Annotated in this window: 27 protein-coding genes; 21 read left to right on the top strand and 6 right to left on the bottom strand. The window is 71.1% G+C overall.

Annotated elements, in window-relative coordinates; genetic code table 11:
* Positions 1–81: 81 nt before the first annotated feature.
* Positions 82–1035 (top strand): diaminopimelate epimerase, encoded by a 954-nt coding sequence (dapF, locus tag NCCP_RS13570; protein ID WP_149957823.1) that lies wholly within the window; start codon positions 82–84, stop codon positions 1033–1035.
* 44 nt (positions 1036–1079) lie between these two features.
* Here the strand turns inward: dapF and NCCP_RS13565 are convergent, their stop codons facing one another.
* Positions 1080–1691 (bottom strand): class I SAM-dependent methyltransferase, encoded by a 612-nt coding sequence (locus tag NCCP_RS13565; RefSeq protein ID WP_149957822.1) that lies wholly within the window; start codon positions 1689–1691, stop codon positions 1080–1082.
* A 157-nt stretch (positions 1692–1848) separates the two neighbouring features.
* Between NCCP_RS13565 and hflX the strand changes: the two genes are divergently transcribed.
* Together hflX and NCCP_RS13555 are read left to right on the top strand one after the other, a co-directional pair.
* Entirely contained in the window at positions 1849–3429 is a 1581-nt protein-coding gene (hflX, locus tag NCCP_RS13560) for a GTPase HflX (protein ID WP_149957821.1), read from the top strand.
* Entirely contained in the window at positions 3422–5434 is a 2013-nt protein-coding gene (locus NCCP_RS13555) for an ATP-dependent DNA helicase (protein WP_149957820.1), read from the top strand. Before hflX ends, NCCP_RS13555 begins: the two co-directional genes overlap by 8 nt.
* Before the next feature lie 163 nt (positions 5435–5597).
* On the opposite strand, the gene lexA is transcribed toward NCCP_RS13555, so the two are convergent.
* Positions 5598–6305 carry a transcriptional repressor LexA gene (gene lexA, locus NCCP_RS13550; protein ID WP_149957819.1) on the bottom strand — a complete coding sequence of 236 codons (708 nt, stop codon included), beginning with the start codon at positions 6303–6305 and terminating at the stop codon, positions 5598–5600.
* Positions 6306–6578: 273 nt separating this feature from the next.
* Between lexA and NCCP_RS13545 the strand changes: the two genes are divergently transcribed.
* The 6 genes from NCCP_RS13545 (at position 6579) to priA (ending at position 10807) form a co-directional block, all read left to right on the top strand.
* On the top strand, positions 6579–7250 hold the full coding sequence (locus NCCP_RS13545; RefSeq protein ID WP_172627410.1) for a LysM peptidoglycan-binding domain-containing protein: 672 nt from the start codon (positions 6579–6581) through the stop codon (positions 7248–7250).
* Positions 7251–7357: 107 nt separating this feature from the next.
* A complete protein-coding gene (locus NCCP_RS13540) occupies positions 7358–8482 on the top strand; it encodes a histidinol-phosphate transaminase (protein WP_149957817.1) in 1125 nt (374 codons plus the stop codon).
* 61 nt (positions 8483–8543) lie between these two features.
* A complete protein-coding gene (gene hisB / locus NCCP_RS13535) occupies positions 8544–9164 on the top strand; it encodes an imidazoleglycerol-phosphate dehydratase HisB (RefSeq protein WP_149957816.1) in 621 nt (206 codons plus the stop codon).
* Positions 9165–9803 (top strand): imidazole glycerol phosphate synthase subunit HisH, encoded by a 639-nt coding sequence (gene hisH / locus NCCP_RS13530; RefSeq protein ID WP_149957815.1) that lies wholly within the window; start codon positions 9165–9167, stop codon positions 9801–9803.
* A gap of 2 nt (positions 9804–9805) precedes the next feature.
* Positions 9806–9955: a hypothetical protein gene (locus tag NCCP_RS15055; RefSeq protein ID WP_172627409.1), complete on the top strand. Its 150-nt coding sequence runs from the start codon at positions 9806–9808 to the stop codon at positions 9953–9955.
* 105 nt (positions 9956–10060) lie between these two features.
* Positions 10061–10807: a bifunctional 1-(5-phosphoribosyl)-5-((5-phosphoribosylamino)methylideneamino)imidazole-4-carboxamide isomerase/phosphoribosylanthranilate isomerase PriA gene (gene priA, locus NCCP_RS13525; RefSeq protein ID WP_149957814.1), complete on the top strand. Its 747-nt coding sequence runs from the start codon at positions 10061–10063 to the stop codon at positions 10805–10807.
* Here the strand turns inward: priA and NCCP_RS15535 are convergent.
* The gene (locus NCCP_RS15535; protein ID WP_308655514.1) at positions 10804–11079 is read right to left on the bottom strand and encodes a hypothetical protein; all 276 of its coding nucleotides are present in this window, start codon (positions 11077–11079) and stop codon (positions 10804–10806) included. The genes priA and NCCP_RS15535 overlap by 4 nt on opposite strands.
* On the opposite strand from NCCP_RS15535, the gene NCCP_RS13520 reads away from it, so the two are divergent.
* Both NCCP_RS13520 and NCCP_RS13515 read left to right on the top strand, forming a co-directional pair.
* Positions 11074–11721 carry an SseB family protein gene (locus NCCP_RS13520; RefSeq protein ID WP_308655513.1) on the top strand — a complete coding sequence of 216 codons (648 nt, stop codon included), beginning with the start codon at positions 11074–11076 and terminating at the stop codon, positions 11719–11721. The genes NCCP_RS15535 and NCCP_RS13520 overlap by 6 nt on opposite strands.
* A 110-nt stretch (positions 11722–11831) precedes the next feature.
* Positions 11832–13163, top strand: a complete 1332-nt coding sequence (locus NCCP_RS13515) for an MFS transporter (RefSeq protein ID WP_149957813.1) — start codon at positions 11832–11834, stop codon at positions 13161–13163.
* A gap of 129 nt (positions 13164–13292) precedes the next feature.
* On the opposite strand, the gene NCCP_RS13510 is transcribed toward NCCP_RS13515, so the two are convergent.
* Complete coding sequence (locus NCCP_RS13510) at positions 13293–13661, bottom strand: DUF1844 domain-containing protein (RefSeq protein WP_149957812.1); 369 nt, start codon at positions 13659–13661, stop codon at positions 13293–13295.
* Positions 13662–13984: 323 nt separating this feature from the next.
* Between NCCP_RS13510 and infC the strand changes: the two genes are divergently transcribed.
* From infC to NCCP_RS13475, 7 genes are all read left to right on the top strand, one after another.
* Positions 13985–14944 carry a translation initiation factor IF-3 gene (gene infC, locus NCCP_RS13505; protein ID WP_414727731.1) on the top strand — a complete coding sequence of 320 codons (960 nt, stop codon included), beginning with the start codon at positions 13985–13987 and terminating at the stop codon, positions 14942–14944.
* A gap of 165 nt (positions 14945–15109) precedes the next feature.
* Positions 15110–15304, top strand: coding sequence for a 50S ribosomal protein L35 (gene rpmI, locus NCCP_RS13500; protein WP_149957810.1), 195 nt, complete (start codon positions 15110–15112; stop codon positions 15302–15304).
* A 107-nt stretch (positions 15305–15411) separates the two neighbouring features.
* Positions 15412–16044: a 50S ribosomal protein L20, sunset domain variant gene (gene rplT / locus NCCP_RS13495; protein WP_149957809.1), complete on the top strand. Its 633-nt coding sequence runs from the start codon at positions 15412–15414 to the stop codon at positions 16042–16044.
* Between the two features lie 734 nt (positions 16045–16778).
* Positions 16779–17249, top strand: coding sequence for a hypothetical protein (locus NCCP_RS13490; RefSeq protein ID WP_149957808.1), 471 nt, complete (start codon positions 16779–16781; stop codon positions 17247–17249).
* A 507-nt stretch (positions 17250–17756) separates the two neighbouring features.
* On the top strand, positions 17757–18686 hold the full coding sequence (locus tag NCCP_RS13485) for a TrmH family RNA methyltransferase (RefSeq protein WP_149957807.1): 930 nt from the start codon (positions 17757–17759) through the stop codon (positions 18684–18686).
* A gap of 141 nt (positions 18687–18827) precedes the next feature.
* Positions 18828–19787 (top strand): cation diffusion facilitator family transporter, encoded by a 960-nt coding sequence (locus NCCP_RS13480; RefSeq protein ID WP_149957806.1) that lies wholly within the window; start codon positions 18828–18830, stop codon positions 19785–19787.
* Complete coding sequence (locus tag NCCP_RS13475) at positions 19784–20218, top strand: (deoxy)nucleoside triphosphate pyrophosphohydrolase (protein ID WP_149957805.1); 435 nt, start codon at positions 19784–19786, stop codon at positions 20216–20218. The genes NCCP_RS13480 and NCCP_RS13475 overlap by 4 nt, the downstream gene beginning before the upstream one ends.
* Positions 20219–20555: 337 nt before the next feature.
* Here the strand turns inward: NCCP_RS13475 and NCCP_RS13470 are convergent, their stop codons facing one another.
* Positions 20556–21146: an eCIS core domain-containing protein gene (locus tag NCCP_RS13470; RefSeq protein WP_308655512.1), complete on the bottom strand. Its 591-nt coding sequence runs from the start codon at positions 21144–21146 to the stop codon at positions 20556–20558.
* Between the two features lie 87 nt (positions 21147–21233).
* Between NCCP_RS13470 and NCCP_RS13465 the strand changes: the two genes are divergently transcribed.
* The 3 genes from NCCP_RS13465 (at position 21234) to pheT (ending at position 25829) form a co-directional block, all read left to right on the top strand.
* A complete protein-coding gene (locus tag NCCP_RS13465) occupies positions 21234–21944 on the top strand; it encodes an LppM family (lipo)protein (RefSeq protein WP_149957804.1) in 711 nt (236 codons plus the stop codon).
* Positions 21945–22192: 248 nt separating this feature from the next.
* Positions 22193–23281, top strand: coding sequence for a phenylalanine--tRNA ligase subunit alpha (gene pheS / locus NCCP_RS13460; protein WP_149957803.1), 1089 nt, complete (start codon positions 22193–22195; stop codon positions 23279–23281).
* Positions 23282–23285: 4 nt separating this feature from the next.
* Positions 23286–25829, top strand: coding sequence for a phenylalanine--tRNA ligase subunit beta (gene pheT / locus NCCP_RS13455; RefSeq protein WP_149957802.1), 2544 nt, complete (start codon positions 23286–23288; stop codon positions 25827–25829).
* A 159-nt stretch (positions 25830–25988) separates the two neighbouring features.
* On the opposite strand, the gene ppk2 is transcribed toward pheT, so the two are convergent.
* Positions 25989–26870: a polyphosphate kinase 2 gene (gene ppk2, locus NCCP_RS13450; RefSeq protein ID WP_149957801.1), complete on the bottom strand. Its 882-nt coding sequence runs from the start codon at positions 26868–26870 to the stop codon at positions 25989–25991.
* Between the last annotated feature and the right edge of the window lie 29 nt (positions 26871–26899).

Raw genomic sequence — 26899 nt, 5'->3', positions numbered from 1 at the left:
GCGGCCCGGAAACCGGCGCCTGGGAAAGCGGGGCGGAGCCGGATTCCGGCCCGGGCCGGTGGGGACCGTAGGCTTATATGCATGAGCAGCGCACCCCAGACCTCGCCCCGGACCACTTCCTTACCGCTGGCCTCCCTGGCCGGAATGGCCTTTGCCAAGGGGCACGGGACCGGCAATGACTTCGTCCTGGTGGCCGATCCGGACGGTGCCCGCGACATTGTCCCGGAGCAGGTGGCCGCGCTCTGTGACCGCCACCGCGGCATCGGCGCCGACGGCCTGATCCGCGCCGTGCGCTCGGCGGCGCTGCCCGAGGGCCGTTACCTGCTGGCGTCCCACCCCGAGGCCGAATGGTTCATGGACTACCGGAACGGCGACGGCTCCGTCTCCGAAATGTGCGGCAACGGGGTGCGGGCGTTCGTCCACTTCCTGGCCGAGGAGGGCCTGGTTCCGCTGGCCGAGGGCCAGGCGCTGACCATCGGCACCCGGGCCGGCATCAAGGTCGTCACCCGCTCGGCCAACGGATACGCGGTGGACATGGGTCCGTGGGAATTCATCTTCCCGGAGGCCGCTGCCGAACGCGCCCTGGACTCCCTGGTGGAGACCGACGGTCTGGAAGTGGACCGGCCGGCCCTGAGCGTGAGCATGGGCAACCCCCACACCGTCGTCGCCCTGGCCGACGAGGACGAACTGCTCTCCGCCGACCTGCACCGCGCCCCCCGCGTGGATCCGGTCCCGCCGCAGGGGACCAACGTCGAGTTCGTGGTGCCGGCCGAGCCGCTGGTCACGGACGGGGTGGGGCATATCCGGATGCGCGTGCACGAACGGGGGGTGGGGGAGACCCTCTCCTGCGGCACCGGAGCGTGCGCCGCTGCGGCCGCCACCCGCCACTGGGCAGGCGACGAGGCCGTGGACGACTGGCAGGTGCGCGTGCCTGGCGGCACGGTCCGGGTGCGGTTCATCCCCGGCCCCGAGGGCCGCGAGCACGTGGAACTGAGCGGTCCGGCCGAACTGGTCGCCCGCGGCGTCCTGGTCTAGGACACTCGGGCGCGGCTTCGAAGGGGCGGGCCGGCCGCGGCCAATCAGGAGGGCCGGACCACCCTGAGGATCCGGAAGGCCTTGGAGGTGGACTCGCGCGACACCCGGAAGCCGGCCGGCAGGTTTTCGCCCAGCCACTTCTGCAGGGAGTCTGAGCCGAGGTTCTTCTGCACCACCAGCCAGGCCTGTCCGCCCGGGGCCAGGCGCGGCAGCCACTGCAGCAGCAGCTCATGCAGGGCTTCCTTGCCGATGCGGATCGGCGGGTTGGACCAGATGGTGTCGAATTCGACGTCGGCGGGCACCGAGTCCGGGGTTCCGGCCACCACGTTGTCCAGGCCCAGCCGGGCGGCATTGTCCCGGGTGAGCCCGATGGAACGGTCGTTGACGTCCACTGCGTGGACCGTCGCGCCGGGGGAGGCAAGCGCCATGCTCAGGGCAATCGGCCCCCATCCGCAGCCGATGTCCAGCAGGTGCCCGGCCGGGGCCGGGGCCGGGACGCCGGCCAGGAGCACCGCGGTGCCCTTGTCCACCCCGTCCGGGCTGAAGATGCCGCCGGCGGTCTGCACCGTCCGTTCGGCGCCCGCGAGGACCACCGTGATGGTCTTGCGCTTCTCAGGCGTCGACGGCTGTGCGCTGAAGTAATGCTCGGAACCCATGCAGGCAGGTTAACCGCCCGTTTGGCGGCGGGGCGAATCCGGCCCGCCCGGGCCGCCTGCTCCCGGCGCCGGCCGGGGCGCTCCGCTTGCGGAGAAACAGGGCGCCAACTGTCGGTTCCGGGGCCTATCCTTAATGCAGCAGTTCGCGAAGGGGACCATGACCAACACCAACCAGCCCAATCCTCAGGACCGACCCCTCGACGAGGGGGAGATCCAAGCCGTCATCAACCGGATCCTGGCCAATGACCAGGCTGCCGCCAACAAGGCCGGCGCCGGCCGCCCCGTCGAGGCGGGACCCCAGGGCGCCTTCGCCGGAGGGCGTGCCCAAGCAATCAGCGCGCTCTCTGAGGAGCACTCCGCCTACGACGGGGAACAGCAGGACCTTGCCGAACGCCGCGCCCTGCGCCGCGTGGCGGGCCTGTCCACCGAACTCGAGGACGTCACCGAGGTCGAATACCGCCAGCTGCGCCTGGAGCGCGTGGTGCTGGCGGGCATCTGGACCGAGGGCACCGTGGAGGAGGCGGAGAATTCGCTGCGCGAACTCGCCGCGCTCGCCGAAACCGCCGGATCCGAGGTGCTCGACGGCGTCCTGCAGCGCCGCCTGAAGCCGGACCCGGGCACCTTCCTGGGATCGGGCAAGGCCCAGGAGCTCAAGGACATCGTGGCGGCCACCGGCGCCGATACGGTGGTCGTGGACTCCGAGCTGTCCCCGTCCCAGCGCCGAGGCCTTGAAGACATCGTCAAGGTGAAGGTCATTGACCGGACCGCCCTGATCCTGGACATCTTTGCCCAGCATGCCAAGAGCCGCGAAGGCAAGGCCCAGGTGGAGCTCGCGCAGCTCGAGTACCTGCTGCCGCGCCTGCGCGGTTGGGGTGAATCCATGTCCCGCCAGGCCGGTGGCCGGGTCGGCGCCGCCGGCGGCGGCATCGGTTCCCGCGGTCCCGGTGAGACGAAAATCGAGCTGGACCGCCGCCGCATCCGCAACCGCATGGCCAAGCTGCGCCGCGAGATCGCGGCGATGAAGCCCGCGCGCGAGACCAAGCGTGCCAACCGCAAGCGCAACGCCGTGCCTTCGGTGGCGATCGCCGGCTACACCAACGCCGGCAAGTCCTCGCTGCTGAACCGCCTCACGGATGCGGGAGTCCTGGTGGAGAACGCCCTGTTCGCCACCCTGGACCCGACCGTGCGCAAGGCCGAGACCGCCGACGGCGTCGGATACACGCTCGCGGACACCGTGGGATTCGTGCGCTCGCTGCCCACGCAGCTGGTGGAGGCGTTCCGCTCGACGCTGGAGGAGGTCGCGGACGCGGACCTGATCCTGCACGTCGTCGACGTCTCCCACCCGGACCCTGAGGGGCAGATCCATGCGGTGCGCGAGGTCTTCCGCGAGGTGGACGCGCAGAACGTGCCGGAAATCATCGTGCTGAACAAGGCCGATGCCGCCGACCCGTTCGTCATCGAGCGCATCCGCCAGCGCGAGCCCAACCACGTGGTGGTTTCCGCGCGCACCGGCGCCGGGATCCCCGAGTTGCTGGAAAGGATCAGCGAGGCGATCCCCCGGCCGGATGTGCGCATGGAAGTGCTTATTCCGTACAACCGGGGCGAGATCGTCAGCCGGTTGCACAACGAGGATGCGGAGATCCTGGAAACCGAGCACGTCGCCGAAGGCACCCGGCTGGTGGTCAAGGTCCGCGAGGGCCTGGCCGCTGAGCTGGCACCGTTCAATCTCCATGGCTGAGGTCGCCGAGGTCATCGCCCTGCTCGACGCAGCCGTGGAGCGGATGGGCGGGCAGGCCCGCGAGGGCCAGCACCAGATGGCCCGCGAGGTGGTCGGGGCACTCGAATCCGGCCGGCACCTTCTGGTGCAGGCCGGCACGGGCACCGGCAAGTCACTGGCCTATCTGGTGCCGGCGATCGCGCATGCCCTGGACGCGGAGAAGCCGGTGGTGGTCTCCACCGCCACGCTGGCGCTGCAGGCCCAGATCGTCGGCCGCGACGTGCCGCGGCTGCTTGCCAACCTGCGCCCGGACCTGCCCCGCGACATCGAGGTTGCCCTGGTCAAGGGGCGCTCCAACTACGTCTGCCGGTACAAACTGGGTGGCGGCTACCCGGACGAGGACGAAGGCGCCCTGTTCTCGCTGGCCGAGGACGCCGGGGCGCGTCCCGCCGCTCCCGGCCCGTCCAGCGCCCTCGGGCAGGAGGTCGTGCGGCTGCGCCAATGGGCGGAGGAGACGGAAAGCGGGGACCGCGACGAACTGGTTCCCGGCGTCAGCGACCGGGCGTGGCAGCAGGTCTCGGTGTCGGCCATGGAATGCCTGGGGGCCCAGCGCTGCCCGATGGCGGCTGAGTGCTTCAGCGAGCAGGCCCGCGCCCGCGCTGCCGAGTCGGACGTCATCATCACCAACCATGCCATGCTCGCCGTGGCGGCGTTCGAGGGACTGGCCGTGCTGCCGGAGTTCGACACCGTCATCATCGACGAGGCCCACGAGCTGCAGGACCGGGTGACCGGCTCGGTGACCCGTCCGCTGTCGGTCCCGCTGGTGCAGACGGCGGCCTCCGCGGCGCGCAAGCACTGCCGGGTCAGCGTCGACGCGCTCAACCAGGGCGCCAAGGCCCTCCAAAAGGCTGTGGAAGGGATCCCCGCAGGGCTCATGCCCAACGGGCTCAACGAGGAACAGGCGACCGCCGTCGAACTGGTCCGCGACGCCGCCCGCGTGGCGCTGTCCGACTCGAAGCCCGAACCCAACGCGCCTGCCGACGCCGGGCGGCAGATGGCCCGCTCCCAATTGAGCTACCTCGTCGACCAGGCCGAGCGCCTGCTCGGGGCCCAGGAGGCGCGCGAGGTTGTCTGGGCCTCCCGGCAGGGCGGCTTCACCCCCGGCGAGGGATATGTCCAGCCCGACGAGTCTTCCCCGGCCACCCTGAACATCGCCCCGCTCTCCGTGGCCGGCCGGTTGCGTGAGGGCCTCTTCGACGGCCGCACGGTGGTGCTGACCTCGGCCACGCTGGCGATCGGCGCGGCGTTCGAGCCGGTCGCCGGGGCCCTGGGGCTGGTCGGGGAGGGGGCGCCGCCGTGGACCGGCGTCGACGTCGGCAGCCCCTTCGACTATCCGCGCCAGGGCATGCTCTACGTGGCGCGGCACCTTCCCAAGCCCGGGCGCAACGTCTCGGAGGAGAGCCTGCAGGAGATCGAGGACCTGATCCGCGCCTCGGGCGGCGGAGCGCTTGCGCTCTTCTCTTCGCGGAGGGCGGCCGAGGACGCGGCCGCCGTACTGCGCACGCGGCTGGACCAGGACATCCTTGTCCAGGGAGAATCCAGCATGGCCGCCCTGGTGCGCCAGTTCGCCGAGGAGCGGGACACCTGCCTGTTCGGCACGATGACGCTCTGGCAGGGCGTCGACGTGCCAGGGCCCTCCTGCCGGCTGGTCATCATCGACCGCATCCCCTTCCCGCGTCCGGACGACCCGCTCGCCACCGCCCGCAGCCGGGACATCGCACGCAACGGGGGGAACGGGTTCATGTCCGTTTCGGCCAGCCACGCCGCGGTCCGGCTGGCGCAGGGGGCCGGGCGCCTCATCCGCGCCACCGGGGACCGCGGCGTGGTCGCCGTGCTGGACTCCCGGCTGGCAACCGAACGCTATGGCGGGTTCCTGCGCGCGTCGCTGCCGCCAATGTGGCCCACGACCGACAAGCCGACCGTCATGGCCGCGCTGGAGCGGTTGGCCTCGCTGCAGACGGCGTAGCGGCTCCGGCGAAGTGGCGTCCGGCGGAGTGGCGTCCGGCGGAGCCGCGTGGCCGCCCGAACCGGCATATACGTAAGGCCTCCGCGCCACCCTCCGATTGACGGACAGGGAGGGCGCGGAGGCCTTACGTTGTGGCCCGGGAGCCGGGCCAGGCGCGGGGGCCTCAGAGCGAGCGCATCACCGAAACCACCTTGCCCATGAGGGTGGCGTGGTCGCCCAGGATGGGTTCGTAGCGGCTGTTCTGCGGGAGCAGCCAGGTGTGGCCGTCGCGCTGGCGGAAAGTTTTCACCGTGGCCTCGTCGTCGAGCAGGGCCGCGACGATGTCCCCGTTCTGCGCGGTCTGCTGGCGGCGCACCACGACCCAGTCGCCCTCGCAGATCGCGGCGTCCACCATGGAATCGCCGGAGACCTTGAGCATGAACAGCTCCCCATGGCCCACCAGCTGGCGCGGCAGTGCCATGACGTCTTCCACGGTCTGCTCGGCCAGGATCGGGCCACCTGCGGCGATGCGGCCCACCAGCGGCACCAGGGCGGTGTCGGCGGAGGTGGACAGTTCCGTCACCACGGACAGCTCGGGTGCCTCGTGGGCGGCCTCGACGACCGGGGCGTCGTTCAGGGTCAGGGGCTTGAGGATCTCCATGGCGCGGGGCCGGCGCGGGTCGCGGCGGATGTAGCCCAGCCGCTCCAGCTGGGAAAGCTGGTGGGTCACGCTCGAGAGGCTGGCCAGCCCCACGGTGTCCCCAATCTCGCGCATTGAGGGCGGGTACCCGTGGCTCGCTACGGCCCGCTGGATGGTCTCGAGAATCTTCTTCTGACGGATGGTCAGGCCCTTCGGCGTCTTCTTCGCCGCCGAAATCTCCGTGGTGCTCATGGTCTGCTCCGTCCTGGTCGTCGCAGGCGCCCCGGCCGCCCCAAACCGTCGGAGGCGGCTGGTGGGCTGTGTCCCGCGGGCCCGCTCCCTCCAAAGGTACTGGATAACCGCAGTCTGTTCAAAGGTTTGTTCGAAGAGCCTCGACATCCATCGTTGGTGGATGCTAAGAATGGATAAGAAAAGTTCGAACATTCTTTCGGAACATACTTTCGAAAACGATTCCGCCCCGCACCCCCCTTCCAGGCCGCGGGCCGGACTATGGAGAAAGGCAAGATGTTGGCACACGTCGAACTCGCCGCCCCCGTCCAGCTTTCCGCCCCCGTCCAGCTTTCCGCCCCCGTCCAGCTTTCCGCCCCCGTCCAGCTTTCCGCCCCCGTCCAGCTTTCCGCCCCCGTCCAGCTTTCCGCCCCTATCCAGCTTTCTGCCCGTCCCGGCGCTTCCCTGGCCGCACCCCGCGCCTCCAGCCGTACCCGCTCCACTCGCAGCACCTCCAGCCGCCCTGTCTCCGGGAGGTCGGCCGCAGGGGCCGCCGGCCCGCGAACGGTCCGCCCGCCGGCCGGCTCCCGGGGCCACCTGCGCCTGGTCCCCGACCTGGAACACCTGGAACCGGTCCGCCGCGCTGAGGCGGCGCCGCCGAGGCTTCGGCTGACCCGGCGCGGCCGGTTCGTGCTGATCGGGATGCCGACGATGCTGGGGGTGGCAGCGCTGCTGGTGCTGGCGGGCCTCTTCACCGCCCCGGTCATGGCCAGTGGTACCGCCCCGGCCGACGCCGCGCAGGGCCAGACCGTCACCGTCCTGGACGGCGAGACGCTGTGGGGACTCGCTGCTGAACTTGCACCCGAGCGCGACCCGCGCGAGGTGGTGGCCGAGGTGATCGAGGTCAACAATCTCGCCACCTCCCGCCTTGAGCCCGGCCAGCGCATCTTCATCCCCGCCGGAGGCTGACGCCCGCCCGCTGCGGAATGGGGTCCACTGCGGGGGCCGCGCCGGGAATGTTACCGCCGGGACCGGCCGATTCAGGGTCAGGCCAGCGGCGGAACTAGACTTGTATGGTGAGTGATCTGCTAGAGCGACTGTCCCGGCTGCCCCTGCGCGACAACCTGCGTGGCCTTGAACCCTACGGCGCCCCGCAACTGGACGTCCCCATCCTGCTCAACGTCAATGAGAACACCCACCCGCTTCCGGCGGAGGTGCACCAGGCCATCGTCGCCGAGGTCTCCGCCGCGGCCATGGGCCTGAACCGCTACCCGGACCGCGAGTTCACCGAACTGCGCGAACGCCTCGCCGGCTACCTGGGCCACGGGCTCCAGGCAGAGAACATCTGGGCCGGCAACGGCTCCAACGAGGTGCTTCAACAGATCCTCCAGGCCTTCGGCGGCCCCGGCCGCACCGTCATGGGCTTTCCGCCCACCTACTCGATGTACCCGTTGCTGGCCAGCGGCACCGACACCGCCTACCTTGCGGGAGTCCGCTCCGCGGACTTCGGGCTGACCGCGGACGACGCGGCCCGCCAGGTCCGCGAGCAGGCCCCGAACCTGGTCTTCCTCTGTTCCCCCAACAACCCGACCGGCACCGCGCTGGGCCTGGACGTCGTCGAGGCCGTCTACGCGGCCGGCGAAGCCAGCAGCACCATCGTCATCGTCGACGAGGCCTACGCCGAGTTCGCGCACACCGGAACCCCGTCGGCGCTGTCCCTGCTGCCCGGCCGCGAGCGCCTGATCGTGTCGCGGACCATGAGCAAGGCCTTCGCCCTTGCCGGGGCCCGCCTGGGCTACCTGGCCGCCGCGCCCGAGGTCTGCGACGCGCTGCGCCTGGTCCGGCTGCCCTACCACCTTTCCGCGGTCACCCAGGCGACCGCCAACGCCGCGCTCAAGCACGTGGGTGCGCTGCTGGCCAACGTGGAGGACATCAAGGGCCAGCGCGACCGGATCGTTGAGGAGCTCACCCGGATGGGCCTGAAGCCCGCGGCCAGCGACTCCAACTTCGTCTTTTTCGGCGGACTCGAGGACCCCCGGCGCATCTGGCAGGGACTGCTGGAGGCCGGGGTGCTGGTGCGCGACGTCGGCATTCCGGGACACCTGCGGGTGACCGCCGGCACCGAGGCGGAAACCACGGCGTTCCTGGTCCGCCTCGAAGAGCTGCTGACCGGCGGCGGCGCCACGGCCGGCCGCAGCTAAACTTGATTTGTGGGGTTGACGCCCCGGACCCCGAACCCCACCCAGGCCAGAAGGAACACGTATGTCTGCCGAACTGCTCAGTGGCCGCCGCGCCCGCATGGAGCGCATCACCAGTGAATCCTCCGTCGTCGTCGAGATGGACCTTGACGGCACCGGAAAGTCGGACATCTCCACGAGCGTGCCCTTCTACGACCACATGCTCACCGCGCTGTCCAAGCACTCGCTGGTCGACCTGACCGTCAAGGCCACCGGCGACACGCACATCGACGTCCACCACACCGTGGAGGACGTGGCCATCACCATCGGCGAGGTCCTGCGGACGGCCCTGGGCAACAAGGCCGGCATCCGCCGCTTCGGGGAGGCCACCGTGCCGCTGGACGAGGCGCTGGCCCACGCCGTCGTCGACGTCTCCGGCCGCCCCTACCTGGTCCACGGCGGCGAGCCCGCCGGGCAGGAGTACCACCTGATCGGGGGGCACTTCACCGGTTCGCTGACCCGCCACATCTTCGAGTCGCTCACCCTGCACGCCGGCATCTGCCTGCACATGCGCGTACTGGGCGGGCGCGATCCGCACCACATCGTCGAAGCCCAGTTCAAGGCCCTGGCCCGTGCCCTGCGCGCGGCCGTCGAGCCGGACCCGCGCATCGGCGACGCCATTCCGTCCACGAAGGGGGCGCTTTAGATGGCCACACCCAAGAAGGTCACGGTCCTGGACTACGGCTCCGGGAACATCCGTTCCGCCGTCCGGGCCCTGGAGCACGTCGGCGCCGACGTGACGCTCAGCCGCCGCGCCGAGGACGTGCTTGAGGCCGAGGGCCTCCTGGTCCCCGGCGTCGGTGCGTTCGCCGCCGTCATGAAGGCGCTCAAGGACGTCGGTGCCCTCCAGTGGATCGGGCGCCGCGTGGCCGGCAACCGCCCCGTTTTGGGCATCTGCGTCGGCCACCAGGTCATGTTCGAGGAAGGCGTCGAGCACGGCATCCGCACCCCCGGCCTGGGGGAGTGGCCCGGCTCCGTGGAGCTGCTGCCGGCCCCGATCGTCCCGCACATGGGGTGGAACACGGTCGAGCCGCCGGAGAACACCCGGCTCTTCAAGGGCATCGAGAACGAACGCTTCTACTTCGTGCACTCCTACGCCGTGCAGAAGTGGCAGTTCGACGTTACCCAGCCGCGCATGCAGCCGCCGGCCGTCACCTGGGCCGAACACGGCGCCCGGTTCGTTGCCGGCGTGGAGAACGGGCCGCTCTCGGCGGTCCAGTTCCACCCGGAAAAGTCCGGCGACGCCGGCGCCCAACTGCTGAAGAACTGGCTGGGGACGCTCTAGAAATGTGGAGCATCCTCCTGATGGCCCTCGGCGGCGTCCTCGCCGGCGGGGCGATCTCCCTCCGCCAGCAGAAGGCCCACAAGAGCTGGATCGTGACGTGCTGGATCCTGGCCGGGATGTCCCTGCTTGCCGCCTACGCCGCCACCCTCTGAGCTGTGACATCCTCTGACCTGTGACACCCTCTGACCCGTGACACCCACGGCCCGCGCCGCCCGGTGCGCGCCGACCCCCGCCCGCACCGACAGGAAAGCCCCGCGATGAGCACCAACGACACCGCCCCCATCCTCGAACTCCTTCCCGCCGTCGACGTCGCCGACGGCCAGGCCGTGCGCCTGGTCCAGGGCGAAGCCGGCAGCGAGACCGGCTACGGCGACCCGCTTGAGGCCGCCCTGGCCTGGCAGAACGACGGCGCCGAGTGGGTACACCTGGTGGACCTGGACGCCGCCTTCGGCCGCGGCAACAACACCGAGGTCCTGCGCCGGGTCGCCAACGAGCTCAAGATCAAGGTCGAGCTCTCCGGCGGCATCCGCGACGACGAGTCCCTGGAGCGCGCGCTGGAGTTCGGCGCCGCCCGCGTCAACCTGGGCACCGCCGCCCTGGAGGATCCGGAGTGGACCGCCCGCGCGATCGAGCGCCACGGCGACGCCATCGCCGTTGGCCTGGACGTGCGCGGCACCACCCTGGCCGCCCGCGGCTGGACCAAGGAGGGCGGCGACCTCTGGGAAGTCCTGGCCCGCCTCGAGGACGCCGGCTGCGCCCGCTACGTCGTTACCGACGTCACCAAGGACGGCACCCTGCGCGGGCCGAACGTCGAACTGCTCAAGCAGATGTGCGAGCGCACCGACAAGCCCGTGGTCGCCTCCGGCGGCATCTCCAGCCTCGAGGACCTGCGCGTGCTGCGCGAGCTTGTCCCGGCCGGCGTCGAGGGCGCCATTGTCGGCAAGGCGCTGTACGCGGGCAAGTTCACCCTGCCGCAGGCCCTGGACGTGGCCGGCCGCCGCTAAAGGCCGAACATCCCCAGCACGACCACGCCGACCACCCGCACGCTCCCCACGGCTCCAGCGCCCCGCGCCACCTGCCCGGCCACATCGCCGCTGCGCTGGCGCGCGCCGGCAGCGGCACCGACTCCGCCGGCCAGCCCTGGGAAGGCCGCGACCTGAGCGGGGAGGGCAACCCGCTGCACAACTTCGACGACGACAACGGACTGGCCGACCCCGGCTACGAGGCGGCCATCGCCGACCTGGCCGCCGGCACCGGCTCCGAGGAGGCCGTGCACCGGGCGCTGGCCACCGCGCGCGTGTTCATCCCGGTCGTTGCCTCGCTTGCGGAGGACCAGATGGGCGAGCACGGCTTTGTGGAGGACAAGGAGGCGGACATGGCCCTGGTGACCATCACCGCCCCGGACGGACGCATTGCCCTGCCGGCCTTCACCTCCGTGGCGCGGCTGCAGTCCTGGCACCCCGAAGCGCGCCCGGTGGCCGTGTATGCGGCCCGGGCCGCCCTTTCGGCGGTGTCCGACGGAGCCCAGCTGGTGGTGGTGGACCCCGGCGCGGACATCACCTTCGTGCTGCGCCGCCCCGCGGTCTGGGCGCTGGCCCGGCAGCGCGAATGGACCCCCAGCTACAAGGACGAATCCCACCTGCCGCTGCTGCGCTCCTTGGCTGCCGGAGAACCCGCCCTCGTGGGCCTCACCGCGGCCCCCGGCCGCGGCGTGGCCAGCCGGGCCGCCGACGGGCGGGTGCTGCCCGGCGGAGGCCCCGGCCCCGAACTGCGGCTGGAACTCACCTTCCGTCCCGGCACCACCGCCGCCGCCGCGCAGGCCTGCGCGTCGCGGATCCAGGCCGCGCTGGGCGCGGACCGTGCCTTTGCTGAAGGCGTCGACTCGATCGAACTGGCCCTGGCCTCCGCACCCGCCTGAGGCGCCTGCCCCGCCGGGGGCCGCGCGGGGCAGGCTCCGGCCGCACCGGCAGTTCAGGCAGTTCCGGCACCGCGCTCCCGCGCCCCCAGACCCCGACCGGAGGAGCCCGGATGGATTTCGCCCGCTACAAGGCGCTGCTGAGGCGGCGCGAGCTCACGCTGCTGCTGCTGGTGGGCATGGTGGCCCGCTTCCCCCATTCGGCGGCCGGCGTGCTGCTGACCCTGCACGTGGTCCTGACCCTGGGCCGGGACTGGACCTCGGCCGGAACGGCGGCCGCGGTGATGACCGTCGGCATCGCCCTGGGCGCCCCCTGGCGCGGGCGCCAGGTCGACGCGCGGGGCCTGCGGCGCGCCCTGGTCCCGTCGATTGTCGCGGAAATCATCGTCTGGGGCACCGTCCCGCACCTGCCCTACGAGTGGCTGCTGCCGGTGGTCTTCATTGGCGGGGTGTTCACGCTGCCGGTCTTCAGCGTCCTGCGGCAGTCCTTGGGCGTGATGACCGACGGCGAGGAACGGCGTTCGGCGTTCGCCCTGGATTCGATCGTCACCGAACTGATTTTCATGACCGGTCCGGCGCTCGCCGCCCTGGTCGCCACCCAGGTCTCCACCACCGTGGGGCTGACAGCGGTGGGCGTCGCGGCCTCCGGCGCCGGCCTGCTGCTGATGCTGCAGAACCCGCCCACCCGGTCCGACCAGCCCGGGGCCGTCTCCCGGCCCGACGCCGAGGAGAAGCGGCGCGAGGCGCTCCTCCAGGTGGTCTCCGCCGCCCCGGCCCACCTGGCCGAGGTCGAGGGCGAACTGGTCGACGCCGGAGGCCCGGCCCCGCGCCGCCGGATCCGCCACCGCGGGCGGCGCCTGCGCCGCCGCTTCGGGTGGGTCACCGGCGCCGTCGTCGCCGTGTTCGCCACGGCCGCCGGAGCCGGGCTGCTGCTGGCCGGCACCGACGTGGGGATCGTCGCGGTGCTGGAGGACGCGGACAACGTCGGCGAGCTGGGCTGGGTGTTCCTGGCCTGGTGCGGGGCCTCGCTGGTGGGCGGGCTGCTGTACGGGGCCACGCGCCGGAGGCCGCCGCCGGTGTTCCTGCTGCTGGCCATGTCGGTGCTCACCGTCCCGGCGATGTTCGCCACGGACACGCCGACCCTGGCGCTGCTGTGCATTCCCTCGGGGCTGCTGTGCGCGCCGACCCTTGCCGCCGCGTCCGAGCGCGTCACCGAGCTGGTCGACGAGCGCCGCCGCGGCGAGGCCATGGGCTGGTACGGATCGTCCATGACGGCCGGCACCGCCCTGGGCGCCCCGCTGGTGGGGGTGGTGATCGACGCCCGGGGCGCCCCCGCCGGTTTCCTGGCGGCGGGCGGGCTGGGCGTCCTGGTCTGCCTCGCCGCACTCGCGGCCCAGGCAGCGCGGCGCCGCCAGCCCGCCCGGCAGGCCTCGGCCGCGGACTAGCCGGCCACGCTGCATCCGGCACCCGGCATCCAGCCCCCAATGCCAAGGGGCGGTGCGCGGTCCGGACCCCTGGGGGCCGGAGGCGCACCGCCCCTTGGCGGTGGAACGGGAAAGCTGGCGGGCCGGGAGCTAGTTGACCGGGCCGGTGAACTTCTCTCCCGGGCCCTTGCCCGGCTCGTCCGGGATGAGGGAGGCCTCGCGGAAGGCCAGCTGCAGGGAGCGCAGGCCGTCGCGCAGCGGAGCGGCATGCTGGCTGCCGACCTCGGGCGCGGCGGCGGTGATCAGGCCGGCCAGGGCCGTGATCAGCTTGCGGGCCTCGTCCAGGTCCTTCAGCTCCTCGGCGTCGTCGCCGGCGGCGAGCCCGCACTTGACCGCCGCGGCGCTCATGAGGTGCACCGCCGCCGTCGTGATGATCTCCACCGCGGCAACCTCGGCAATGTCGCGGACCTGGTTGGCCGCGGTGTCGGGGGACTCGGGATTGGTTTCAGGGGTACTCATGCTGCTAAGCTTTCCATAGACCGACTGGATCCGCGTATTCGGTTGCGCCTCCCGGCACGCCGGGGGAGAGCAAGCGTAGCGGGTCCGGTATGCAAGTGGAGGCCTAACTCCCACCCGCTGCAGCCGCCTCAGGCCGCCGGGTCACTTCGGTTGCACGGGACCAGCGTCCCGGGCACGCGGCATGGTCCGCACCGAAAAAAACCAGGCCTCCGTTTGCCCCGCAACCGGAGGCCTTCTCATGTTGCGGGGGCTTACGGACCCCGAGTCAACAGGAGCTACACATCAGCGATCCACGCATTAATGATCGAATCCGCGTCCCCGAGGTGCGGCTGGTCGGACCGAACGGCGAGCAGGTCGGCATTGTCCGCATTGAAGACGCGCTGCGCCTCGCCCTCGAATCCGATCTTGATCTCGTCGAGGTGGCGCCCACGGCCAAGCCTCCGGTTTGCAAGCTGATGGACTTCGGCAAGTACAAGTACGAAGCCGCGGTGAAGGCTCGTGAGGCCCGTAAGAACCAGACCAACACGGTCCTGAAGGAAATCCGTTTCCGCCTCAAGATCGACAAGCACGACTACGAGACGAAGACGGGCCACGCCCTGCGCTTCCTCGCGGCGGGCGACAAGGTCAAGGCAATGATCCAGTTCCGCGGCCGCGAGCAGCAGCGCCCGGAGATGGGCATCCGCCTGCTCAACAAGTTTGCGGAGGACGTTGCCGAGGTCGGCATCGTCGAGTCCGCCCCGCGCATCGACGGCCGCAACATGGTCATGGTCGTCGGGCCGCTGAAGAACAAGGCGGAGGCGAAGGCCGAGGCCCGTCGCCAGGCCCAGCGGGAAACCGACCGTGCGAAGGCCGCCGAGGCCAAGGCGCGCGTCGACACCTCGGAGCAGCCGGCCATGACCCAGTCCCTGGGCGATGCGCTTGGGGACGACCTGCAGGCCAAGCTGGTCCAGGCGCGGGAAGCCGCCGAGGCGGCCGAGGCCGCGGCGGCAGCCGAGGCCCCTGAGGTGGAGGAAGCTGCTCCGGCGGCCGAGGCCCCCGTGGTTGAGGCTGTCGAGGAAGCCGCTCCGGCGGTGGAGGCACCCGAGCCCGTGGCCGAGGCTCCGAAGGCTGCGGCCCCGAAGGCCGAGGCGCCCAAGCCTGTGGCTGAGGCTCCGAAGGCTGCGGCTCCGAAGCCGGCGGCCGAGGCGCCCAAGCCGGTGGCAGCACCGAAGCCGGCGGCCGCGGCTCCGAAGCCGGGCATCCCGAGGCCGGCCCCCAGGCCGGCACCGCGCCCTGCCAAGTAGACGGCCAAGTAGGACCCGCCCCGTAAGGCCCTGCCCAGCAGGACCCGGCGAGGCTTGCCCCGAGATGGGGCACCGAACCGCACACCACGTGCTTCCGGTACCGGAAGCACGACAAAGATCCCCGGCCCGGAAGGGTTTCGGGAGCACGTAAGGAGAACGGCGGACATGCCGAAGTTCAAGACCCACAGTGGCGCCAAGAAGCGCTTCAAGCTGACCGGTAGCGGCAAGCTCAAGCGCCAGCAGGCCAACCGCCGCCACTACCTGGAGCACAAGTCCTCCACGCTGACCCGCCGCCTGGCCGGTGACCGCATCGTTTCGAAGGCGGACACCAAGACCATCAAGCGGATGCTGGGCCTCTAAGCATTCCCCCCGGGGGCCTGCGTCCCCACCCATTACCAAGTTTTCCCCCGCCCGCACCGCGTGAACGGTTGCCGAGGCGCCGGGGGCAGAAAAGAAGGAGTACACACGTGGCACGTGTGAAGCGGGCGGTAAACGCCCACAAGAAGCGTCGGACCATCCTGAGCCGCGCGTCCGGTTACCGCGGCCAGCGCTCGCGCCTGTACCGCAAGGCCAAGGAGCAGCTGCTGCACTCGTTCGTGTACAGCTACGGCGACCGCCGCAAGCGCAAGGGCAACTTCCGCCGCCTGTGGATCCAGCGCATCAACGCTGCTTCCCGCGCCAACGGCATGACCTACAACCGCCTGATCCAGGGCCTGAAGGCTGCCCAGGTCGAGGTCGACCGCCGCATGCTGGCCGAGCTGGCCATCTCCGACAACAACGCCTTCGTGGCCCTGGTGAACGTGGCCAAGGCCGCCCTGCCGGCCGACGTGAACGCCCCGAAGGCCGCCGCTCCGGCCGCCGCCCCGGCCGCTGCCCCGTCCACCGCCCAGGTTCCCGGCGCCATCAAGGCCATCGAGGGCCAGGACGCCCCCGAGGGCTTCGTGATCAAGGGCAACCAGTCCAAGAAGTACCACGTGCCGGGCTCCACCTGGTACGAGCAGACCACCGCCGAGTACTGGTTCGACTCCGTCGAGGCCGCCAAGGCCGCCGGCTTCGAGCCGGCCGGTGGCGAGGCTCGCCAGCAGATCAAGGAAGCCTAGTCCTCTGAAAGCCTAGTCCCCTGGAGGGCAGGACCCTCCAGCAGGATCGTCTTTTCGAAGACCGGCTCGCCATGACTGGCACGCACCCGTGAAGGGGGCGGAACCCCACGGGGTTCCGCCCCCTTCCTTTTTTTGTGCCCCGCCATTCCGCGAAAAACCCGCCGCTTTCTGGGGATTTTCCGGACGCCCCATGTCCTGGGATCCTCGCCTGAGGCCGTGATGCCCCGGATAATCTGTGACCAAATCAGTGACCGGGGCACGAAATCTGTGACGGCGCCCGTGACGGGCGCCCCTCACCGGCCGGTTCCAGGATCAGGTCCAGATGTTCGCGCGAGTCACGCCTTCCGGTCGCGCCACCTTGGGCGCGGCCTCAGGGCGAGCCTTCGCAGCGGATCCCGGCCAGCCCGGCGCACCGGCCCCGAGAAGGACCGCTGAGGGCGGCCGTTCCGGGGAGGTGGGGGCGGGGGTTCCGGCCGTGCCCCGCCGCCGGAAAAGTCCGGGTATTTCTTGTGGTGCCGCATGGGATGCCGGCGTTATGCTCGGCGCAGTTGGTCAGCGTCGACCAGCAGGTGAGCGGCCTGCGCCGAAGCCGCTGTCAGGGCCCTGGCCCGTATTCGAACAAGGCATCCCCGTACCTGAAGGCGCCCCGTGTACCCGCAAGGCCCGCAGTCTCCCTTCGCCCGCACGGGGCGGTTGGGTGCCTGCTCCCACGCTCACATTCCAAGCGAGGACCCATGAAAACCACGAGCCTGTTCCGCCTGTTCCTGGCCGCCCTGTGTGCCGCCCTCCTGGCCGGAGCGGTGGCTGTTCCCTCCCATGCTGCCGGGGCGGTCACCGTGCGCATTCCCCTGGCCGGGACTCTTTCCTCCAGCGCCGGCCCGCTCGCACTCAGCGGCACCGTCCACATCGTCCTTCCCCCCAGCCCGATCATTCCCTCGAACCCCATCCGGGTCGAAACCAACCTGTCCCGGGTGACCGCGTCCAATGACCAGGTCACCTGCCATGCCCGCGGCGCGCAGCAGTTCACCCTGGACACCGCCACGGATCCGTTCACCGGCACCTACCCCTTCGCCGCCCCGCCCAACCCTGTCCGGCCGGGCGATGTGTGCCAGGAGCTGGGTGAGCTGACCGTCGACTTCCAGCTGACCGTCACCGAAGGCGGAGAGATCACCGGCGCCACCGCCACCGCACGCACCGTCACCTGACCGGACCCGCCGGGCAGGAAGGCGCCCCGTTGCGCGCTGCCTGCCCGGCAGCCTCCCGTCCCCGGGCCAGGGGCGGAACCCATCCAAGGTTCCGCCCCTTGCGCTGCGGGTGCGGGCTCGCCGGCGGGCCTCGCCTGCCAGGGGCCAGGGCCTCGCCTGCCAGGGGCCAGGGCCTCGCCTGCCAGGGGCCAGGGGCCGCTTGGGGCGGGCCTGAGCGCGGGCATCAGGAAGGCCTGCGGTCTTCCCCGGCCGCAGGCCTTCCTTTTCGTCCGCCGGAGTCCATGGTTACTGCCGGCAGGTGGTCCCACGGTACGCCTCCCGGGCCCGGGACGGAAGACCCTTCGCGCACCGAACGCCGGCCGGCCTGCCGGGGATGTGCGGCATTCCCGGACGGGTGTCCCCGGACTGTGCCCGGACTGTGCCCGGCCTGTGCCCGGCCTGTGCCCGGGCGGAGGCCCACTCCCGCGCAATTCCGCCCCTTTCCGCGTTCGGGGCTAGAGTCGTGCCATGAGTTTCTCCGTACCCGACGTGATGTCCAACCCCCGGGCCGAGCGTGTCCGCGATGTCGCCCGGCTGGCCACGCGCGCGGGGCGGGCCAAGCGCGGGCTGTTCCTGGCCGAGGGGCCGCAGGCGGTCCGTGAGGCGCTGGCCCTGCACCGCGAGCGCCTTGCCGCCAGCGGGGCCCCGGTCGTGGAATCCGTGTACGCGACCGCCGACTTCCTGGAGCGCAGCCCCGAACTGGCCGAACTGGCCGAGGTGGCCGCCGGCACCCGGCTGCGGGTGGCCACCGAAGAGGTCCTCGCCGCGATGGCGGACACCGTCTCGCCGCAGGGCATCCTCGCCGTCTGCCACCTGCCCGCCACGACCCTGGAGGAAGTCCTGGCCGGCAGGCCCCGGCTGGTCGCGGTGATGTGCCGCGTCCAGGACCCGGGCAACGCCGGCACCATCCTGCGCGCGGCGGACGCCGCCGGCGCCGACGCGGTGGTGCTCACCGAAGGCAGCGTCGACATCTACAACCCCAAGGCCGTGCGCTCCACGGCGGGGTCCATCTTCCACCTGCCCATCGTCTCCGGCGTGCCTTTCGGTGACCTCTCCGCGGCGCTGCGCGGAGCGGGCCTGGCCGTGCTCGCCGCCGACGGGTACGGGGACACCGACCTCGATGCCCTGCAGGACGCCTCGGCCGCCCGCCGCCTCGCCGGGGCGGGGTCCGGAACGGACCCGCAGGCCGTCCCTGACCCGGCCGCCGGCGTCGTGCTCCTGGAAGCGCCCAGCGCCTGGCTGTTCGGCAACGAGGCCCAGGGCCTGGACCGGGAGGAACTGGCCGCCGCCGACTGCCGCGTCGCCGTCCCGCTGTACGGGGTGGCCGAATCGCTGAACGTGGGCACCGCCGCGACCGTCTGCCTCTACGCCTCCGCGCGCGCCCAGCGCCGCGCCTGAACGGGTCCGGAAAGGAACGTCCGCAAAAGAGGGCCCGCGCCGGCGCGGCGGGGCAGGGCTCGGAGCGCCGCGCGAGCCCGGTATAGCGTGGGGCGGGGACAACCACCTGCCCGCACGGGCACCCGACCAGAGGGGAAACACATGGCAGCCTCCGGGGGCACCAAAGCAGTGGTCGCCGCGCTGGCGGCGAACCTGACCATTGCGGTCTTCAAGTTCATTGCGTGGATGGTCACGCACTCCTCCTCGATGCTGGCGGAGTCGATCCACTCCGTGGCCGACTCGGGAAACCAGGTCCTGTTGCTGGTGGGCGGCAAGCGCGCCCAGCGGCAGGCCAGCCGGGAGCACCCCTTCGGCTACGGACGCGAACGCTACATCTACTCATTCATCGTCTCGATCGTCCTCTTCAGCGTCGGCGGCCTGTTCGCCCTATACGAGGCGTACGAGAAGTTCCTGCACCCGCATGCCATTGAAGGTCCCTGGTGGTGGGTGCCGGTGGCCGTCCTGGTGGGTGCGATCATCGCCGAAACGCTGTCCTTCCGCACCGCAATCCGGGAATCGAACCTCGTGCGCGGCAAGCAGTCCTGGGTCTCCTTCATCCGCCACGCGAAGGCCCCGGAGCTGCCGGTGATCCTGCTGGAGGACCTGGGTGCGCTGCTGGGCCTGATCTTCGCGCTCTTCGGCGTCTCGCTGACCCTGATCACCGGCAACGGCTTCTTCGACGCGCTCGGCACCGCCATGATCGGCCTGCTGCTCGTGGCCATCGCGGTGGTCCTGGCCGTCGAGACCAAGTCGCTGCTGCTGGGCGAGTCCGCCACCAGGGAGCACGTCCGGCTGATCGAGGACGCCCTGACCGCCGGCGGCGGTCGCATCATCCACCTCAAGACGCTGCACCTGGGACCGGACGAGCTGCTCGTGGCGGCCAAGATGTCCGTGGAGCCCGGAATCAGCAGCGAACGGATCGCCCAGACGATCGACGCCGCCGAGGCGCGCGTGCGCGAGGCCGTCCCGATCGCCCAGGTCATCTACATCGAGCCCGACATCTACCGCGAGCCCCACACCGCGGCCGCTCCGGGCAGCGCCCCGGCCGGGAGCGGCGCGTGAGCGCGCTCAAGCAGATTGTCGGCGCCGCGATCGTGGACTCACTGCGCAGCCCGACCCGGCTCCTGGTGGCGCGGCGCACCAAGCCGGAGCAGTATGCCGGGATGTGGGAGTTTCCCGGCGGCAAGGTGGAGCCGGGGGAGTCCTGCCAGGAGGCCCTGCTCCGCGAGCTCGACGAGGAACTCGGGGTGGAGGCCCGCCTGGGCGCCGAGGTCCCCGGTCCGCTGGAACAGGGTTGGGCGCTGAACGGTACCGCTGCCATGCGCGTGTGGATGGCCGAGGTCATCTCCGGCGAGCCGGCGCCGCTGCAGGACCACGACGAGCTGCGCTGGGTGGAGCTGGACGCCGTGGCGCTGGAGGCCCTGGCCTGGATCCCGGCAGACCGCCCCATCGTGGAAGCCCTGCTGGAGGCGGCGGCCGCAACCGCGAGGTAACGAAGGGCGAGGCCGGCCGGACCGGGAACGGTCCGGGATAGGCGCGGATCGGGCCGGGAGCGGTCCGGGCCGGAAGCGGATCGGGAGGGGAAGTGCGGGGGCGGGGACCTGACGGACCATGCGGTCCGCCAGGCCCCCGCCCCCGGCCGCTTCCGGCGTGCACCGGGCGGTTCGTTACCGGCTGGGTTCGTCACCGGGTCGGTTCATCACCAGCGGTGCTTCTCCAGGCGGTGTTTCCCCAAGCGGTGCTTCCCCAAGCGGTGCTTCTCCGCCCGGTGTGGGCCGGGGCGGCTGAGCTTCCCATCTCACCCCCCGATTAGAACACATCTTCGAATGATCATCCAAGGGGGCGTTGGGAGCGTTCCGGCCGTTTGGGGTGGTCCGGCGGTCCCGGCCGTCGACTCCGCCACAGTGCCGCCAGGGGGCGCGGCGGGCGTTCGGCGTACCCGCCGGCCTCCAAACCGGCCGCGCGCTCGAAGACGTTGCGGGAGGCGGGGTCACCCGTACGCAGCCAGGACCACCCGGCCGCGGCGAAGTACAGCGGCAGGAACGGCAGGCCCAGGCAGAGCGCGTACTGGGTACAGTGCCGTCCTTCATGGGCCAGCAGGACGGGGTGGGACTCCGGGCGGGCGAGGGCGGGGCGGAAGAAGACCACGTTGCCCACCGTGAATGCTCCCGCGGCGGGAAGCGGCGGGCGGTAGCCGAGCGCGTAGCGCAGGCCCCCGGCGCCGCGGCGGACCCGGCATCCGGTGATCCGCGCCAGGACCAGGCCGGCCGGCGTGCTGAGGTTGGCCCAATTGGCCACGGCGCGCAGCCGTTCCCCGGTGCGCAGCCGTTCCCCGGTGCGCAGCCGTTCTCCGGGGCGCACCTGTTTTCCGGTGCGCATTTGTTTCCCGGGGAGCAGGCGCCCGGCCGGCAACCCGGTCATGGCCATAGTGTAGCCATAAGTGGTCCGCTGAAGAGCCCGGCCCGGTAGTCTCAAAGTGATGGAGCACACGTCCCGGATGGGGTTCCCATGAAAAAGGTTTTCACCGCCGTACCCTTGCTGTTTGCCCTCCTGCTGGCGCTGACCGGTTGCGTGAAGCTCAACGTCGACCTCGTGGTGAACTCTGCCGAGTCAGCCGACTCCTCAATGGTCATCGCCGTGAGCAAGGAAGCGCTCGGCGGCCGGAGCGTCGAGGAAATGTTCGCGCTGGTCGGCAACGGTTCCGACCCGTTCGCCGGCATGCCCGCCGCGACCGCGCGGGCGGACTACGAGGACGCCGAATACGCGGGCTACCGGTTCACCATGGCGGACCAGGTGCCCAACGCGGAGTTCTCCCGGGCCACGGGGGGCTGGTCGCTGGACCACCTCGACGGCAGGTTCTACTTCACCGCCGACGGCGCCGCCCTGGGGATGCAGGACCAGCAGGCCCGCGCCCTGTACAGCGAGGCACGGGTGAGCGTCACCTTCCCGGGCCAGGTCCTGGAGGCTTCCCCCGGTGCGGTGATCGAGGGAAACAAGGTCAACTTCAACCTGCTGGACAACCCCGGGACGCGGATGACGGCGGTGGCCGAGGATTCCGCCACGGGCATCAGCGGGCCGCTGTGGCTGCTGGCCGGGGCCATCATCCTGGCCGGCGGCATCTTCGCGCTGGCCCTGGCGCTGCGCCCGGCAAAGCCCGCCACCCACGCCGGCGGGGAGCACCAGCCTCCGACGGCGGCCCAGCCGCCGTCGCTTCGGTAGCGTCCACCGGGCTCCCCGTTCGCGGCCTGCCCCACACGCTTCGCGCGCGGGGACCCCTGGCTGCTCTCTTCCCTCGCCCGGTAGCGTCCACCGGGCTCCCCGTTCGCGGCCTGCCCCACACGCTTCGCGCGCGGGGACCCCTGGCCGCTCTCTTCCCTCGCTGCGCTCGGGGCGGGTCCCTCGCCCGGTAGACTTAGCCGCGGAACAAAAGGACTCCCGAACCACAGTGAAAAGGGCCGAAAACACCCATGTCTGAACCCACGTCACCGGTTGACGTCGCCCCCGGCGCGGCGGAACCGGCCGTCCCCCAGCCCACGGACGGTGCCGCGCTCGACGCCGCGGTCGAGCAGGCCCTGCAGGCCTTCGCCGCCGCCACCGACCTGGACCAGCTCAAGGCAGCCCGCCTGGCGCACACCGGGGAGAAGTCCCCGCTGAGCCTGGCCAACCGCGAGATCGGCCGGCTGGACAAGTCGGAGAAGGCCACCGCCGGCAAGCTCATGGGTGCCGCCCGCGGCCGGGTGAACAAGGCGCTCGCCGAGCGCACCGGCGTGCTCGAGGCCGAGCACGCCGCCCGCATCCTCGTCGAAGAGGCCGTGGACGTCACCGCTGCCCCGCGCCGGCGCCGGGCCGGGGCCCGCCACCCCCTCTCCACGCTGCAGGAACGCGTCTCCGACATCTTCGTGGGCATGGGCTGGGAAATCGCCGAGGGCCCCGAGGTCGAGTCCGAGTGGTTCAACTTCAACGCCCTGAACTTCAAGCCGGACCACCCGGCCCGCGAAATGCAGGACACTTTCTTCGTGGAGCCACCCGAAGCGCACCTGCTGCTGCGCACGCACACCTCCCCGGTGCAGATCCGCTCCATGCTCGAGCGCGACCTGCCGGTGTACGTATTGTGCCCGGGCAAGGTGTTCCGCACCGACGAACTCGACGCCACCCACACCCCGGTCTTCCACCAGTTCGAGGGACTGGCCATCGACAGGAACCTGTCCATGGCGGACCTGCGCGGGACGCTGGAGCACTTCGCCCGCCAGATGTTCGGCGAGGAGGCCTCCATCCGGCTGCGCCCGAACTACTTCCCCTTCACCGAACCCTCCGCCGAACTGGACATCTGGCACCCGGGCGCCAAGGGCGGCCCGCGCTGGATCGAGTGGGGCGGCTGCGGCATGGTGCACCCGAACGTGCTGCGCGCCGCGGGCATCGACCCGGAGGTGTACTCCGGCTTTGCCTTCGGCATGGGCATCGAGCGCACGCTCATGTTCCGCAACGAGGTTCCCGACATGCACGACATGATCGAGGGCGACGTGCGCTTCAGCGAACACTTCGGGATGGAGATCTAACCCAATGCGTATTCCCCTTTCTTGGCTGCGCGAGTACGCGCAGGTACCGGCCGACGCCACGGCCGAAGACGTCATGGCGGAACTGGTCAAGGTCGGTCTCGAAGAAGAGGACGTGCACCGTCCCTCCGACACGCTGACCGGCCCGGTCGTCGTCGGCCAGGTGCTGTCCCTGGTCAAGGAACCCCAGTCCAACGGCAAGACCATCAACTGGTGCCAGGTCCGCGTCGTGCCCGAAGGGCAGGAACAGACCCTGACCGGCAAGGGGATCGACCCCTCCGGCGTGCAGGGCATCGTCTGCGGGGCGCACAACTTCGTCGAAGGCGACAAGGTCGTCGTCACCCTGCCCGGCGCCGTGCTGCCCGGCAACTTCGCCATCAGCGCCCGCAAGACCTACGGGCACCTCTCCGCCGGCATGATCGCCTCGGCCCGCGAACTGGGCCTGGGCGATGACCACGACGGGATCATCGTGCTCTCCGAGCTGGGCCTGGACCCCGAGGTCGGCTCCGACGCGATGGCCCTGCTGGGCCTCTATGACGAGGCCGCCGAGATCAACGTGACCCCGGACCGCAGCTACTGCTTCTCCATCCGCGGCGTGGCCCGCGAATACGCCCACGCCACCGGCACCGTGTTCACGGACCCGGCCGCCGGCGTCGTGGTGGCCGAGCCGACCGGCCCGGGCTACGGAGTGCGGCTGGAGGACACGGCCGGCATCTACGGCAAGCCCGGCTGCGACCGCTTCGTCGCGCGCACCGTCCGCGGGGTGGACCCCTCCCGGCCCACCCCGCCGTGGATGGCCCAGCGTCTGCGCCTGGCCGGCATCCGTTCCATCTCTCTGGTCGTGGACATCTCCAACTACGTGATGCTTGAGCTGGGACAGCCGCTGCACTTCTATGACCTGGACAAGCTGCAGGGCGAGATCGTGGTCCGCCGCGCCGCGGCCGGCGAAAAGCTGACCACCCTGGACGGCAGGGAGCGCGCCCTCGACCCCGAGGACCTCCTGATCACCGATGCTTCCGGACCCATCGGCATCGCCGGGGTGATGGGCGGGGCCGCCACCGAGGTTTCGGACACCACGAAGGATGTCCTCATCGAGGCCGCCCACTTCGAAGAAGTCTCGATCGCCCGCTCCCGCCGCCGCCACCGCCTGCCCTCCGAGGCCTCCAAGCGCTTCGAGCGCGGCGTCGACTGGGAAATCGCCGACGAGGCCGCCCAGCGCGCCGTGGACCTGCTCGTGGAGCTGGCCGGCGGGACCGCCGACACCACGGCCACCGACGTCGGAACCCGTCCGGAGCCGAAGGCCATCGAACTGCCCGCCGGCTACCCGGCCACCCGCATCGGCATCGACTTCACCGCGGAGCAGATCGAAGGCACCCTCACCGAGCTCGGTGCCGCGGTGGAGGCCGTCGACGGCGGCTACCTGGTCACGGCACCGAGCTGGCGACCGGACCTGGAAACCCGCGAGGACCTCACCGAGGAGATCGCCCGCCTGGTCGGCTACGACCAGATTCCGGCAACCCTGCCGGTGGCGCCCCCCGGCCGCGGCCTGAGCCGGGCCCAGGTCCAGCGCCGCCGCGTGCTGCAGGCCCTGGCGGACGCCGGGCTGGTCGAGGTGCTGTCCTACCCGTTCGTTTCCGCCGCGCAGAACAACACGTTCGGCACGGCCGAGGCCGGCGCCGAGGTCAGGGCCGTAAAGCTGGCCAACCCGATCAGCCACGAGTTCGGCTTCCTGCGCACCTCCGTGCTGCCGGGCCTGCTGGAAACCGCCCGGCGCAACCACGGCCGCGGCTTCCGCGACCTGGCCCTGTACGAGGCGGGGCTGGTGTTCCTGCCCGGCGAGACGCTGGGCACCGCCACCATTCCGCCGCTGGGGGCCAAGCCCTCCGAAGAGGTCCTGGAGGAGCTCTACAACGGGCTGCCGGACCAGCCGCTGCGCCTTGGCGCGGTGCTGACCGGCCACGATTCCCCGGCCGCCCCGGCGCACACCCCGCGCCCCTACGACTGGGCCGACGCGCTGGATACGGCCCGCCTGGCCGGCGACGTGCTCGGCGTCGAACTGGTGGTGTCCCAGGGCTCGCACCAGGCGTTCCACCCGGGCCGCACCGCTGTGCTGTCGCTGCGCTCGGGCCGGGCCGTCGGCTACGCCGGCGAACTGCACCCGAAGCTGCTGGCCGAGCTGGACCTTCCGGCGCGCACCGTGGCGATGGAGATCGACGTGGACGCGCTGTGCGCGGCCGCCCCCGACGTAGTCGTGGCCAAGCCGATCTCCACCTTCCCGGTCACCACGCAGGACGTGGCCCTGGTCGTGGATGCGGACATCGCGGCCGCCGACGTGCTGGAGGCCCTGCGCGAAGGCGCGGGCGAGCTGCTCGAAGACGTGGCGCTGTTCGACGTCTACGCCGGACCCGGCATCGGGGAAGGCCGGAAGTCCCTGGCCTTCGGCCTGCGCTTCCGCGCCAGCGACCGCACGCTGACCGCGGACGAGGCCTCCGAGGCCCGCGCCGGGGCGGTCGCCCTCGCGGCCGAGCGCTTCGGGGCCGTGCAGCGGTAGGACGCGGCCGCACTGCATCCTGCACCCTGCGCCCGCGGCGCAGCTTCCGGCGGGCCCGCACCTTTCCATGTGAAGGGTGCGGGCCCGCCGCCGTTGGGCACGCGCCGCGCGGGGAATCAGCCCCGTTCGGGAATCAGCTCCGTTCGGGAGCGGCCCCGCTCAGAATTCCTCGCCCTCGGCCATGACCGCGGCGGCCGGGCCCACCAGCAGCGGGTCGGGGCAGCCAACCAGGTCACGGTCCTTGCCCGTGTACTCGAACAGGCTGAGCACGTGGCGCATCGCCGCGAGGCGGGCGCGCTTCTTGTCGTTGGACTTCACCACGGTCCACGGCGCCCACTCCGTGTCCGTTTGCTTAAACATCTCCTCCTTGGCCGCGGTGTACCCGTCCCACTTGTCCAGCGAGGCCAGGTCCATGGGGGAGAGCTTCCACTGCCGGACCGGGTCGACCTGGCGGATGATGAAGCGCGTGAGCTGCTCCGAGCGGGACACGGAGAACCAGAACTTGACCAGGTCGATCCCGTCCTCCACCAGCAGTTTCTCGAACGCGGGGGTCTGCTGCACAAACCCGTCGTACTGCTCCTTGGTGCAAAAGCCCATGACCCGTTCGACGCCGGTGCGGTTGTACCAGGACCGGTCGAAGAGCACGATCTCGCCCGCGCTGGGGAAATGCCCGATGTACCGCTGGTAGTACCACTGGGTTTCCTCGCGGTGGGTGGGCTTTTCCAGCGCCACGATGCGGGCCCCGCGCGGATTCAGGTGTTCGGTGAACCGCTTGATGGTGCCGCCCTTGCCGGCGGCGTCGCGGCCCTCGAAGACCAGGAGGACCCGCCGGCCGGTCTCCTTGACCCAGCGCTGCAGTTTCAGGAGTTCTATCTGCAGCAGCCGCTTTTCGGCGTCGTACTGCTCGCGGGAGAGCCGTTCCGCGTAGGGGTAGCCTTCGCGCCAGGTATCCACGCGCTGCCCGTCCGGGGTCACCAGAATGGGATCGTCTTCATCGTCGATTACGGTGTAGCCGGCGAAGGCAAGGTCCAGCAGATTCATTTGTCCAACCTAGTGAATGCCGGTTAACC

The organism is Zafaria cholistanensis, from assembly GCF_008580665.1.
Taxonomy (GTDB): domain Bacteria; phylum Actinomycetota; class Actinomycetes; order Actinomycetales; family Micrococcaceae; genus Zafaria; species Zafaria cholistanensis.
This window is presented reverse-complemented; position numbering and strand designations above follow the sequence as displayed.